Source organism: Psychrobacter sp. NG25 (genome assembly GCF_015234355.1).
Classification (GTDB): domain Bacteria; phylum Pseudomonadota; class Gammaproteobacteria; order Pseudomonadales; family Moraxellaceae; genus Psychrobacter.
The window spans coordinates 21,903-34,686 of record NZ_JADGMV010000005.1; the positions used below are offsets into that span (position 1 = coordinate 21,903).

Below are 12,784 nucleotides of genomic sequence, written 5' to 3' on the forward strand. Positions count from 1 at the left end.
CAATCCTCATTATGAACACCAAATGCTCTCAGTCAAATGCAGCTGAAATAAAATGAAAGGCAAAATTCTATAATGACTACCACGATTTTTGACACGCGCCACTATAATTATCCACAGAATTTCATGGAGATTAAGCCCAAGCTGGCACGTCTAGAAAAGGCGATTAAAAAGCTAGAGGCAAATTTAATCGATGCTAATGATGATGCAAATATTGAGCTACTAAATCATAGGATGAGTGGTGAATTAGGATTAAAAGTAGACTATGCCCGCGAATTAAATCCTGATCAATTATTAGCAGCCACAACTATCGAAGGCAAGGTTTTAGTCATAGCCGGTGCTGGCTCTGGCAAGACTAAAACACTCACGTATCGTACCAGTTATTTGTTAGAGAACGGAGTTACGCCCAAAAGCATCTTGCTACTGACCTTTACGCGTAAAGCCGCCAATGAAATCAAAAGTCGTGCAAAGACTTTATTGACCAATAGTTTATCTGATGAAGATTTGGCCAAGGATAAACTACCAACTGATAAGCGGCTCAACGATATCACTAGTGGGACATTTCATTCGTTTTGCAATATGCTATTGCGCCAGTATTCAGGGCTGCTGGGTATCAATCCGCGATTTACGATTTTAGATACAGGCGATAGTGAAGATGCCATCGACTTAATTCATAAAGAAAAAAAGTATCCTGCGCAAACCAAAAGCCAGGCCTTTCCACGTAAGAAAACATTGCAAAATATTATTTCTAGCTCTCGGAATAGACGTATTCATATCCGCGATTTAATCGAAAGCAGTTACCCTGATATCGCTGTGCATATTCCTATCATTGAGCAATTGGCAGTCGATTTTCATGAGTATAAGCGTGCCAATCATCTCTATGATTTTGACGATATTATCAGTCAGGTCGTGCGCCATTTGAAGACGAATGATACCTTTCGTCAAATGCTACAAAACCAATATCGCTACATCATGGTTGACGAGTACCAAGACACCAATATTCCGCAAAAGCAGCTGATAGATTTGATTAGTAAACCTGAGTCGGTATCGCTGATGGTAGTCGGTGATGACAATCAAAGTATTTATGCTTTTCGCGGTGCCAATTACGAAAACATTCTGTTATTCGGTGAGACCTATCCCGACGCCAAGCTGATTAAGCTCGAACAAAACTATCGCAGCACGCCTGCTGTTTTGGATTATATTAATGCCTTGTCCGCGCAAATCACGCTAGGCTATCAAAAACAATTGTACTCTGGCGCATCGATAAGTGGGCATAAGCCAGTGTTTAGCCGCCTAAGCAATGAGACAAAAGAAGCCAAGTATATCGCCGATAAAATCATCGAGCTAAAGTCGGATCATGATTACGATGATTTTGCGGTACTGTGCCGCACATCCTTTCAGTCTAACTATGTCCAATTAGAGTTTATGGAGCGTCATATTCCATTCATCGTGGTGGGCGGTATCAAGTTCATTGAAAGGCGACATATCAAAGACGTTTTGGCCTTTATTAAAATTCTTTATAACCCCAATGATACGATTGCATGGCATCGTATTTTAACCTTATTCCAAGGCGTTGGGACAGTCACCGCGACGCGTTTGACCCAAGCTATTAATGCTGATAACAACTCCTTTGAGCCATTACTCACGGCGAAGTTTGCTAAAAAAAGTGCACAGCTTGAGCCTTTATACAATACGCTGACTAAGGCAAATCAGGCTGAATCAGTCGAAACGGTCATTGAGCATATTTTAGAGTTCTATATTCCTGTCTTAAAAACGATTGAAGAGAATTGGCGAGAGCGTAACGAAGATTTCCGTGTGCTCAAAAATTTGGCAACAGAACACAGCAGCCTTGATAACTTCTTAGAAAATTTAGCACTCGACCCACCCAATGACTCGGTAGCAACAACCAGTAAACCAGATAATAATGACAGTGATAAAGTCACTATTTCGACCATTCATAGTGCTAAAGGGCTAGAGTGGCCAGTGGTGTTTATTAATTCATTGGTCGATGGTATCACGCCGCATCATCGCTCGTTGGATGACTTTGAGGAGCTAGAAGAAGAGCGTAAATTATTCTATGTTGCTTGTAGTCGAGCAAAGACTAGACTTTACCTAACGGCACCTGATTACTTTGCCAGTTATTCAGGATATTTTGACAAACCATCACGGTTTATCGCTGAGTTGTCTGCTGATGAAGTGACGGTAGAAAATTCTAAACAAATGAGAGAGGAGAATGATGATCCAGTATGGTGGTAATTTTCTTTGTTCATCGATGACATGGCTGAGTCAGGTTTTCTACGACATTACTTAGCGTTGTAATTAGTACGTCATTATAAGAAGAGAAACTCGTGCAGGATTTCAGCCTGTTTTCCTCATTTTTGCTGTCAAGCCATTGCTAAATACTTTAGCTATTCCTTTTGAAAATACGTTACTACTAAAGGGATAACCAAAAGTATTTAATAGCAAAAATATTTATGAGATTGGGGTTTCATATTTAGCTCAATGCGTTACTATTACCACCTTATTCCGTTAGACCCTCGTATTTGATACTCTGTATTAACACCCTAAGAAAAGGATAGGTTATGCGCTATGAAGTGATCGTTATCGGTGCAGGTATGGTTGGCACGTCAGTTGCGTGGCATTTACAAAAAAACAATTCACAAGTATTGATGCTAGACAAGAAGCTGCCAGGGTCAGAGACCTCATATGGTAATGCTGGATTGATTCAGCGCGAAGCCATTCATACCCATCCTTTTCCTCGTCAATTGACTGAGATGATCAGAGTATTACCGAACCAAGGTACTGATATTCGCTATCGTATCCCAGCGATTCTGCGTTACCATCAAGCGCTGCTACAGTACTGGAAATACTCTGTACCTGCGACTGTCAAGCAAATCGAATCAGAGTGGCAGACACTGATTGAGCATTGCACCAGCGAACATCAAACGATGATTGAAGCATCTGGTGCTGACGAGCTAATCACGCGTGACGGCTGGTTACAGCTGCATCGTTCTGAAGAGACGTTTAAAGAAGCGCAAGTAGCAGCCATTGATGCACGCAACCAAGGCGTTGAGCACAACGTATTAAATCTTGAAGCACTAAAAGCCATGGAGCCTAGTGCCAATTTCGAAGGTTTCGTTGGTGCAATTCATTGGAAAAACTCTTGGCAAGTATCGAACCCAAGCTCGCTAGTCAAAGCGTATGCGAAAAATTTCCAAGAGATGGGTGGCACGATCAAAGAGAGCGATGTAAAAGAAATCGCACAAGACGGCGAAGGCTGGAAAATCATCACTGATAATGACACTTACTATAGTGATAAGTTGGTCATTGCAGCGGGTCCATGGTCGAACGACTTGATCAGACCGCTAGGCTATAATCTGCCATTGTTCCCAATGCGTGGTTATCATCAGCATTTCAAAGTGACGGAAAAAAACACCATCAATCACAGTATGTTTGATATGGACAAAGGCTTTGTGATGGGTCCAATGCAGCAAGGTATCCGTATTACGACTGGTGCTGAGATGACCACCATGGATGCGCCAAAGAACTTTGGTCAATTAAAAACCGTTCTGAAGCTGGCTCGCAAAATCTTACCATTAGAAGACGCAGTAGAATCTGAAGCTTGGGCAGGATCACGTCCTTGTATGCCTGATATGAAGCCAGTTATTGGTCCTGCAGACAAGCATGACAAATTATGGTTTGCGTTTGGTCATAGCCATCAGGGTTTCACCTTAGGGCCTATGACAGGGCGTTTGGTTGAAGAAATGATTCATGAAAAGCCATCATTAGTAAACCTTGCACCATTTAGTGCTCAGCGTTTTTCAAAATAAGCGCATATCTGCTAGATTTAGCACAGACTTAAATTAATAAATTGAAGGTATATAATATGATAAAGAAGCTACACAGCACTCAACGTATGAGTAAAACCGTAATTCATAACCAGACTATCTATTTATGTGGTCAGGTAGGTAATGCAGAAGACGATATCAAAGCACAGACATTAACTTGCTTAGAAAAAATCCAAACCTTGCTAGAAGAAGTGGGTAGCGATAAATCAAAACTACTATCAGTAACGGTTTGGATCAAAGATATGGCAGATTTTGCTGCTATGAATGAAGTCTATGACAAATTTTTTGAAGGCATTCAACCACCAGCACGTGCTTGTGGCGAATCAGCATTGGCACGTCCTGAGCTATTGGTTGAGATGATCGCCATCGCTGCTGAGTAAAAACTACTCGTAGCACCTGTGTTAAATAAAAAGGCCATGATAGCGATATCATGGCCTTTTTATATGAGAGTTAGTATCCTTTCCACACGGCTTGGCGCTTCTCAATAAAAGCATCAATACCTTCGCTCACATCGTTCGCCATCATATTGCAGGTCATCACGTCACTGGCATAGTCATAAGCATCTTCGAGGCTCATATTCAGTTGCTTATAAAACATGTCTTTACCAGTTCTTACCGCTACCGGAGACTTGGCAGTGATCGCCGTTACTAAGGACTGCAAGACTTGCTCTAATTGTTCTGCTGGCGCTACTCGATTGATCAAGCCATATTTTAAGGCAGTGTGCGCGTCGATAAACTCACCAGTAATCAGCATCTCAAACGCTTGCTTACGAGGTAAGTTACGGCTGACTGCAACAGCAGGTGTGGAGCAGAAAAGTCCAACGTTTATCCCAGAGGTGGCAAACTTTGCATCATCAGCGGCTACTGCCAAATCACAGGCGGCGACTAGCTGACACCCTGCAGCGGTGGCAATGCCTTGCACTTTTGCGATGACGACTTGCGGCATTTGATTAATGGTTAGCATCATATGACTACATTGCTGGAATAGGGCACGATGAAATGCTTCATCTGAGTGCGCGCGCATTTGCTTTAGATTATGACCAGCGCAGAATGCCTTGCCTGTCGCTTGAATAACCACAACTCTGACTGTAGCGTCTTGAGCGATGTGGTCTAGCTCTGTTTGCATGGCAGACAGTACTTCAACGGATAATGCATTAAATTGTTTTGGGCGATTCAGTGTGAGTGTGACCACGCCACTCTCTTTATTGTCTTCTCTAATAACAAGAAGATCATCTATATCTAGAGTAATGTCAGATTGTGTCATTTATCATCCTTGATAATGGGTAGTTGGGTTTGGTAAGTGATATATACAGCTATCTAAATAGTAGCATGGCTTATAGTCTATACAATAGTTTATTAATATAGAGTGCTCAAAAAAAATAGCGCACTCAGGTGATGAGTACGCTATTGGTTTGTCAGCCAGATTTAAGCTAAGACCATACTAAGCTGTATTTATCTTGAGATTAGTATGCACCTTCGCTATAGATAAGCTCATAGCTGTGGCTGTATATTTCAACGATGTTGCCGAACGGGTCTTCCATATAAATCATGCGATATGGCTTTTCACCAGGGTAGTAGTAGCGTGGTTTTTCCATACGTTTTTTACCGCCTGCTGCAACCATACGCTCAGCCAACTCTTCAACATTTGGATCTTGAACGCAGAAGTGAAAGATACCAGTTTTCCAGTATTCAAAATTGTTTTCAGGGTTCTCTTGATTCTTAAATTCAAAAATCTCAACACCGATACGGTCGCCAGTCGATAGGTGAGCGATACGGAAGCTTCCCCAACCTGAACCGAATACTTCAGTACACATCTCGCCAATAGGGCTGTCATCTTCGACAATCTCAGTAGGTTCCATGATGGTATACCAACCCATTACTTCAGTATAGAATTTCACGGCTGCATCTAGGTCAGGGACTGAAAGACCGATGTGCGAAAAGCTTCTTGGATAAACGTTGTTCATGGCTTGTGCTCCTGTTTGCTGTACTCTTGTTTAACGTGAGGCCAGTATACAAACGCACTGCCATTATGTAAAATTATCAAATATTATATAAATAAGTATGAAACGTAATGATAAATATTACATGGCTACGAACTTTCTGTACGCTTGCTGAAGTTGGGCACTTTACTCGTACGGCTGAACGCCTATATATGACGCAGTCCGGTGTGAGCCAGCACATAAGTAAGCTAGAGGAGCAACTAGATACAGACTTGCTGATTCGACAAGGAAAGCAGTTCTCATTGACCAATGCAGGTGAGCAGCTTTATAAAGAAGCAGGCGAGATATTGCAGCGCTTATCAAATTTAGAACAGCGTATCGGTGAGGATCCACCTTATGAAGGATTGGTGCGACTGATGTCACCGGGTAGCGTGGGGCTTAAGCTGTATCCGCAGCTGTTGACACTACAGCAGCAGCATCCTAATCTAGTGATTGATTATCGCTTTGCACCCAATGCTGATATCGAACGAGCACTGGGAAATCAGGAGATTGATATTGGTTTTATGACGGATATCTCAGGTGATGAGACAGTTAGCTGCAAACCCGTGGCGCAAGAAGCATTAATACTAGTAACACCTGCGGCTACAGTAGAGCCAAGTTGGGAGCAGCTCATTAAGCTTGGATTTATTGATCATCCGGATGGTTCACATCATGCAGGCATGCTACTGACTGCTAATTATGAGCAATTCCAGCATATTAATGACTTTAAGAAAAAAGGCTTTTCTAATCAGATAGGTCTGATTTTAGAGCCCGTCAGTAGAGGAATAGGCTTTACCGTGCTACCTGCACACGCAGTGGCTGCTTATCAAAAGCCTGAGCTTATTCACAGTCACTATCTACCCGTTGCCGTTAGCGAGACGCTATATCTTGCCATAAGACGACAGCAGGCACTCTCTAATAGAATACATACTGTCATCAATGAAGTAAAGAAATGGCTATAGAAATAGAGCAAAGTCAACATAGTATCAATGGATACATGCGCTGACTATAAATCTGCATTATGCCATTGATTGACCTAATTTGATGGCTGCCGCAATATTAGCTGCTGTCGTTTCGATATTATCATAAGCCTGACTCAGCACATTATCGAGAGTATCTATCTTTTGAATACTTGGCATGATGACATCGAATTGGCTGGTTTGCGCAGGTTTTAGACCGTCTACACTGCCGCAAATGGCAATGACGGGCGTATTATTGGCTTTAGCAATATGACTGATACCGCCTGCCACTTTACCCATGGCAGTCTGCACGTCTAGTTTGCCTTCACCAGTGATGACCAGATCAGCCTCAGCGATATGCTCTGATAAATGAGCCACTTCGGCAACGGTGTTAAACCCTGATTTTAACTGCGCGTTAAAAAACGTCATCATCGCATAGCCAAGACCACCAGCGGCTCCTGCGCCTTCGACATTTTGACAATCATCATAGCCTTGCTGGTCGCACACAGCCGCAAAGTGACTCAGAGCCTTATCCATTTCGTTGACTTGCTCTGGATAAGCGCCTTTCTGCGGCCCGAACACGGCACTCGCGCCCAATAGTCCGCATAATGGGTTGGTCACATCACACGCCACTTCAAACACCGCATCGAGAACCTTTGCATTAAGCTGACGATTATCAATTCTATGCAGCTGGGCAAGTGCGCCACCACCATGAGTGATCAAGCTGTCATTGACATCATGAAATGTCATACCCAGTGCCATGAGCATGCCAAGCCCTGCGTCATTGGTTCCGCTACCACCCAGACCGATGATAATACGCTTGGCGCCTTCATCTAAAGCATCCGCAATCAATTCACCGACACCATAACTACTGGTAGTAACAGGATTGCGTTCTGTCGCCTTTAACAAATGTAATCCGCAGGCTTGAGCAATCTCGATAACGGCAGTATTATCCGGTAATAGCAAGTATTTAGCTGTGATCGGTCGCATCAAAGGATCATGTACTCTAACGTCTTTCCAGCGTCCACCCAGTACATAAGACAATACCGCAGAGGTGCCTTCGCCGCCATCGGCCATTGGCAATAGCGTATAGTCAGCATCAGGAAACACTTGACTAAAACCAGATTGAATGGCGCGGCAAACATCCAGTGCTTCTAAGCTTTCTTTGAACGAGTCGGGGGCGATTAAAATTTTCATGAATGTCTCTTTGGGTATTTTTTGAACGTCTTTTTGGATATTTTCGCGAATGTGTTAAATGAAAACTGTTAAATGAAAACTAAGGTCAACAGCCAGATAAACACAATACTGGTCACACCTTGAATGCCAGTTGCCATTGAATGAGCTTTGTATGCCTGTGACACACTCATGCGGCTAAACTGACTGACAATCCAAAAGAAGCTGTCATTGGCGTGTGAAATAGTCATAGCGCCTGCACCAATGGCCATCACACAAAATACACGACCTAGCTCACTGTCTAGACCAATTTGATCCAATAATGGTGCAACCATCGCAGAGGTAGTGACCAGTGCGACTGTGGTGGATCCTTGTGCGGTTTTTAACGCAGCAGAGACGATGAATGGCATAAAGATACCAAGTCCTAATGCAGATAATGTCGTACCTAAATAGTCACCGATTGGTGTCACTTTTAGCATGGCACCAAATGCACCACCAGCACCAGTAATCAATAGGATAGGCGCGGCAACGACCAGACCTTGTGAGATGCTATCGCTGATTTGCTGTGTCTTTTGCTCGGTATTGATAAGTAAGAAAGATAAGAATAGACCAATGAGCAGTGCCGTTAGTGGGTTACCAATGAATACTAAGATATCTGTCAACGTACCACTACCAAACGGTGCGCTTGGGAAGTTGGCAACAGACGATAAGCAGATCAACAGGATAGGAACGATAATAGGTAAAAATGCCATCGTTGCTGACGGCATATTGCTATAGTCATCACGTGTTTTCATGTTTTCAGGTAATGTTGCTGCTGGTGCATCCAGCGCATCTATATTATCAGGCGTCACATTCAAAAAACGATTAGACCACCACCAGCCCGCCAACACAGCAACGGTTGTCACGACCACACCGACCATGATGACCAAACCTAGATTGGACTCTAATCCTAGGTTGCCTGCCGCTGCAATCGGACCGGGTGTCGGTGGTACGAAAGTGTGTGTTGCGTACAAGCCCGTGGCCAAGGCAATACTCATTGCCACACTAGATACTTTTAAACGCTCAGCTAAGGTCTCTTTTAAAGAGTTTAAGATGATGTAGCCTGAGTCACAGAATACAGGTACTGACACGACTGCACCAACGATAGACATGGTCAGAGTAGGGAAGCGTGGCCCCAACACTTTGATAACGGTTTCTGCCATCACAATAGCCGCACCAGTTTTCTCAAGGATTAAGCCGATAATGGTGCCGAATACAATCACTAGACCGATATAACCTAAGATACCACCAAAGCCATCTGAGATTGTCTTAGCGACCGTATTAAGCGGTACTTGGTAGAATAGTGCGACCAAGAAAGCAGATAAAATCAATACTAAAAAAGGATGCCACTTTAATTTTGCAGTAGCGAAAATAATAAAAAGAATGGTCAGCACAAGCCAAAATACAATCATCACTGTCTCAATATGGTTTATATCTTAATGAATTATTCACGTGAATAGGCATCAATAACGATACGAAATTTTAAAGGGGCATATTTTATAGTAAATAGACGCGACTAGGAAATACATTCGTGAAATATATGGGGTTATCGATAAGGTTTTTACGATTTACTAGGTATGGCGAGGAGGTAGTACATACATCTTAGGATTCTTTTATGAAGATTGTTAGCTTACAGAACGGTGATTATTGAATTTTAACCAAAAAAACTGGCCATTTTAAATGACCAGTCGTTGTGCACAGCATGTTTAAAGCAGTATTTAGTTGGTATTTACGCGATTTTATCGAATCGTGCTTTGTTACCTTCTGCTACTATCGAGTCGAAACTCACACAGATACCTTCGTTATCCAATGTTGCGTACCAATGGTCGTCGTTACTGCCCGTCATTAGCTGAAAATATTTATCGTTGACGATTCTACCCACGATATATATTTCACCTTCTGAGTACACGTCATTACCTTTGATACATATTAATTTATCGTTAGTGTTTATCATATTATCGTACCTTATTATTATCTACAACTCGGAACCAGTAGATTAGATATGGCTATAATAGCAATTCACTACACGGTAATAAAGACGCTTTATATACGGTATCTTGTTGTTAAGTATAAATTTTTTTGGATATTTATTACGGCTAGTTACTGAATTATGTCATTGCAGAAATCATCGATAAAAGAACAAATATGGTGGTGTTTGAAAGGAGAATATTGTTTGTTTAAACCTTAGTTTCAATCAATGTTAGACTACTATCATAAAGTGCAGACGTAAAAAAACCAGTGACATAACATCACTGGTTTTTTATGTAGACTGAAACTAGATATGCTAAAGATTACTCTTCAGAATAGTCTTCGCTTTCGTCTGCAACGTCGTCTTCGTCATCGTTGTTACCTTCTTCAGAAAGAATAGTAACTAAGATGCTAGCAGTAACGTCATGATGTAGCTGAATATCAACATTATATTCGCCAACTTGACGTAAAGTGCCTTCAGGAAGCTTGATTTCAGCACGGTCTACTTCTAGACCTGAGTTAGTCAATGCTTCAGCAATATCACGAGTACCGATAGAGCCGAATAGCTTGCCTTCGTCGCCTGATTTAGCACGCATGATGACATTAACGTCAGTTAGTGCATCAGCACGTTCTTGAGCAACAGCTACTTCTTTCGCTTCTTCAGCTTCAAGTTCAGCACGACGTGCTTCGAACTTTTCAATGTTAGCTTTAGTAGCAGGTAGTGCTTTACCCAAAGGGATAAGAAAGTTACGTCCGTAACCTGGTTTCACATCGACGGTTTCACCGAGTTTACCAAGGTTGACGATACGCTGTAACAAAATAATTTGCATGAGTCATTCCTAGTTAATTAACGGTTAACCCTGATGGTTATCAGTGTATGGAAGTAGCGATAAATAACGAGCTTGCTTGATAGCAGTAGCTAGTTGACGCTGATATTTAGTAGATGTACCGGTAATACGGCTTGGTACGATTTTACCATTATCACTGATATACTGTTTTAGCAATTCAACATCTTTATAATCGATGTGAGTGATGCCTTCAGCAGTGAAACGGCAGAATTTGCGACGGCGATAGAAACGTGCCATGAGTATTCTCCTTTAATTAGTCTTCACTGTTGTCGTTGTCGTCGTTATCGTTTTCACGACTGTCTGGACGACGAGTAGTTGCTTTGCGTGCGCGTTTTTCATCGGCATTCTTGGCTAACTGCGACTCTTCAGTGACAGCGTCGTCACGGCGCATAACTAGACTACGAATGATCGCGTCGTTATAACGGAATAATTCTTCAAGTTCAGCTAAAGTTTCACCGTCAGTTTCAATGTTGAAAAGAACGTAATGAGCTTTGTGAATCTTGTTGATTGGATATGCCAATTGACGGCGGCCCCAATCTTCTAAACGATGGATAACACCGTTGTTGTCTTGAACTAACTTGATATAGCGCTCAACCATGCCGACCACTTGGTCGCTTTGGTCTGGGTGTACAAGTAACACCAGTTCGTAATGTCGCATTATGACTCCTTACGGATTAGTAGCTATTAACCCTATGTTAATAGCAAGGAGATTTATAAGGTAAGCCCGAATCCTATCAAATTTTATAAAAAATAATGAGGAATAAGCTTAGTTTATAAAGCGCCGTATTATAACAGTACTTAGCAATTAACACAAAGGTTAATCTCTAAGGTACTGTCAATAAAATATAAAAATGGTGAATATGTCTTTACCAATAAAAAAAGCAACGATCGTACGCTGCTTTTTATCATGAATAAGACATATCAAAAATAACCAAACTCAGAAGACGGTTATTTTATTTTTGGCTCTTTCACTATCTGACTGCTATCTGCTTTTACAACTAAGGTTTTAGCAAGTTTGTCATGCCAACCAATATTTTCAGGGCTTTTCGATGCCATGTAATAGTGAATAGCAATAATCACAAAACCTAAAAAGCTCGTGAATGAGAATAGCAAATTATAGATAATAAATAGCAGCAATGTACGCATGCCGATGAGCTTGATAAAAGAAGGCAGACGATGCGTGGTTTGATCCACGACGCGAATACCTGTAATCAGCTTACCCAGTGATTGACCACGCATGGTAATAAATACCAGCTGTAACGCAAATAAGCCAAAAACCATAACTTGCGACATCATCAACGTGCTGCTAGGAAGGCTCTCCATCAGTGTCATTGAGTATTGATAAGCCGCGTCCATATCTTGGATGTTTTGGAATTTAGTGTAATCCACATCCATTTTAGTCAATGCCATGACTAGCGGAAAAATGGCCAGTATGTATAATAAGCCATTTAGCGCAGTTGCCAAGACTCGTGACATGATGGGAGCAAGGACAACATTACCAACGACTTTGTCTTTGCTCGAGGTAGCTTTACTGTTAGTAGATTTATTCAATGACACATTGTGATGCGGCGTATGATGACGATTGGTTGTCATATCGGCTTTAGTATCTTTACTGGTATCTTTTGGACGTTCAGGTTTACCATATAGTCTATCTAACGATACTGACTTGCCATCTTGTGCATCATTGACATTATCTTCAGGAAAAACAGTAACGTTATTAATGATAGAGTCATTGTCCTGAGGGCTATTAACGTTGGTCGGTCGATAAACCGTTTGATTATTGGTTAAGTTACCGACGCGCTGCCATTGGTTTAGGCCGTCATGCCATATCAAATCGTCCAGCAATACTTCACCAGAGGTTAGCATGATATTGAGCTGATCCAAACTATATGGCCCAGCTTGTACGTTATTTCGAGCAAGGAAAATCTGCATAATTGCCTGCATAGTTAGTCATGTCTTCGTACATTATATTAG

At 41.9% G+C, this 12,784-nt stretch carries 13 protein-coding genes; 4 read left to right on the forward strand and 9 right to left on the reverse strand.

Annotated features, from left to right (window positions below; translation table 11 throughout):
• Window positions 1–72 precede the first annotated feature (72 nt).
• From IPZ60_RS08610 to IPZ60_RS08620, 3 genes are all read left to right on the forward strand, one after another.
• On the forward strand, window positions 73–2,253 hold the full coding sequence (locus IPZ60_RS08610) for an ATP-dependent helicase (protein WP_194197408.1): 2,181 nt from the start codon (window positions 73–75) through the stop codon (window positions 2,251–2,253).
• Window positions 2,254–2,579: 326 nt separating this feature from the next.
• Window positions 2,580–3,827, forward strand: coding sequence for an FAD-binding oxidoreductase (locus IPZ60_RS08615; protein ID WP_194197409.1), 1,248 nt, complete (start codon window positions 2,580–2,582; stop codon window positions 3,825–3,827).
• A gap of 59 nt (window positions 3,828–3,886) precedes the next feature.
• A complete protein-coding gene (locus IPZ60_RS08620; RefSeq protein ID WP_194197603.1) occupies window positions 3,887–4,225 on the forward strand; it encodes a RidA family protein in 339 nt (112 codons plus the stop codon).
• A gap of 70 nt (window positions 4,226–4,295) precedes the next feature.
• Here IPZ60_RS08620 and IPZ60_RS08625 read toward each other — a convergent pair whose 3' ends face one another.
• Both IPZ60_RS08625 and IPZ60_RS08630 read right to left on the reverse strand, forming a co-directional pair.
• Window positions 4,296–5,108: an enoyl-CoA hydratase gene (locus tag IPZ60_RS08625; protein WP_194197410.1), complete on the reverse strand. Its 813-nt coding sequence runs from the start codon at window positions 5,106–5,108 to the stop codon at window positions 4,296–4,298.
• Between the two features lie 199 nt (window positions 5,109–5,307).
• Entirely contained in the window at window positions 5,308–5,808 is a 501-nt protein-coding gene (locus IPZ60_RS08630; RefSeq protein ID WP_194197411.1) for a lactoylglutathione lyase family protein, read from the reverse strand.
• Between the two features lie 107 nt (window positions 5,809–5,915).
• Between IPZ60_RS08630 and IPZ60_RS08635 the strand changes: the two genes are divergently transcribed.
• Window positions 5,916–6,785, forward strand: coding sequence for a LysR family transcriptional regulator (locus IPZ60_RS08635; RefSeq protein WP_194197412.1), 870 nt, complete (start codon window positions 5,916–5,918; stop codon window positions 6,783–6,785).
• A gap of 57 nt (window positions 6,786–6,842) precedes the next feature.
• Here IPZ60_RS08635 and IPZ60_RS08640 read toward each other — a convergent pair whose 3' ends face one another.
• The 7 genes from IPZ60_RS08640 to IPZ60_RS08670 all read right to left on the reverse strand — a co-directional run bounded on the left by IPZ60_RS08640 (window position 6,843) and on the right by IPZ60_RS08670 (window position 12,742).
• Entirely contained in the window at window positions 6,843–7,979 is a 1,137-nt protein-coding gene (locus IPZ60_RS08640) for a glycerate kinase (protein ID WP_194197413.1), read from the reverse strand.
• Between the two features lie 68 nt (window positions 7,980–8,047).
• Window positions 8,048–9,406 carry a GntP family permease gene (locus IPZ60_RS08645; protein WP_227669301.1) on the reverse strand — a complete coding sequence of 453 codons (1,359 nt, stop codon included), beginning with the start codon at window positions 9,404–9,406 and terminating at the stop codon, window positions 8,048–8,050.
• A 317-nt stretch (window positions 9,407–9,723) separates the two neighbouring features.
• The gene (locus IPZ60_RS08650) at window positions 9,724–9,948 is read right to left on the reverse strand and encodes a hypothetical protein (protein ID WP_194197415.1); all 225 of its coding nucleotides are present in this window, start codon (window positions 9,946–9,948) and stop codon (window positions 9,724–9,726) included.
• Window positions 9,949–10,285: 337 nt separating this feature from the next.
• Window positions 10,286–10,792 (reverse strand): 50S ribosomal protein L9, encoded by a 507-nt coding sequence (rplI, locus tag IPZ60_RS08655; protein WP_110923070.1) that lies wholly within the window; start codon window positions 10,790–10,792, stop codon window positions 10,286–10,288.
• A 24-nt stretch (window positions 10,793–10,816) separates the two neighbouring features.
• Window positions 10,817–11,047 carry a 30S ribosomal protein S18 gene (rpsR, locus tag IPZ60_RS08660; RefSeq protein ID WP_010198808.1) on the reverse strand — a complete coding sequence of 77 codons (231 nt, stop codon included), beginning with the start codon at window positions 11,045–11,047 and terminating at the stop codon, window positions 10,817–10,819.
• A gap of 16 nt (window positions 11,048–11,063) precedes the next feature.
• A complete protein-coding gene (rpsF, locus tag IPZ60_RS08665; RefSeq protein WP_045446907.1) occupies window positions 11,064–11,468 on the reverse strand; it encodes a 30S ribosomal protein S6 in 405 nt (134 codons plus the stop codon).
• Window positions 11,469–11,758: 290 nt separating this feature from the next.
• A complete protein-coding gene (locus tag IPZ60_RS08670) occupies window positions 11,759–12,742 on the reverse strand; it encodes an RDD family protein (protein ID WP_227669302.1) in 984 nt (327 codons plus the stop codon).
• Between the last annotated feature and the right edge of the window lie 42 nt (window positions 12,743–12,784).

Excerpts from the sequence above, each read along its gene's own strand:
- rpsF (WP_045446907.1), bottom strand. The coding sequence starts at position 11,468 with ATGCGACATTACGAACTGGTGTTACTTGTACACCCAGACCAAAGCGAC.
- IPZ60_RS08610 (WP_194197408.1), top strand. The coding sequence starts at position 73 with ATGACTACCACGATTTTTGACACGCGCCACTATAATTATCCACAGAAT.
- IPZ60_RS08670 (WP_227669302.1), bottom strand. The coding sequence starts at position 12,742 with ATGCAGATTTTCCTTGCTCGAAATAACGTACAAGCTGGGCCATATAGT.
- IPZ60_RS08625 (WP_194197410.1), bottom strand. The coding sequence starts at position 5,108 with ATGACACAATCTGACATTACTCTAGATATAGATGATCTTCTTGTTATT.
- IPZ60_RS08645 (WP_227669301.1), bottom strand. The coding sequence starts at position 9,406 with ATGATTGTATTTTGGCTTGTGCTGACCATTCTTTTTATTATTTTCGCT.
- rplI (WP_110923070.1), bottom strand. The coding sequence starts at position 10,792 with ATGCAAATTATTTTGTTACAGCGTATCGTCAACCTTGGTAAACTCGGT.
- IPZ60_RS08640 (WP_194197413.1), bottom strand. The coding sequence starts at position 7,979 with ATGAAAATTTTAATCGCCCCCGACTCGTTCAAAGAAAGCTTAGAAGCA.
- IPZ60_RS08650 (WP_194197415.1), bottom strand. The coding sequence starts at position 9,948 with ATGATAAACACTAACGATAAATTAATATGTATCAAAGGTAATGACGTG.
- rpsR (WP_010198808.1), bottom strand. The coding sequence starts at position 11,047 with ATGGCACGTTTCTATCGCCGTCGCAAATTCTGCCGTTTCACTGCTGAA.
- IPZ60_RS08630 (WP_194197411.1), bottom strand. The coding sequence starts at position 5,808 with ATGAACAACGTTTATCCAAGAAGCTTTTCGCACATCGGTCTTTCAGTC.
- IPZ60_RS08615 (WP_194197409.1), top strand. The coding sequence starts at position 2,580 with ATGCGCTATGAAGTGATCGTTATCGGTGCAGGTATGGTTGGCACGTCA.
- IPZ60_RS08635 (WP_194197412.1), top strand. The coding sequence starts at position 5,916 with ATGATAAATATTACATGGCTACGAACTTTCTGTACGCTTGCTGAAGTT.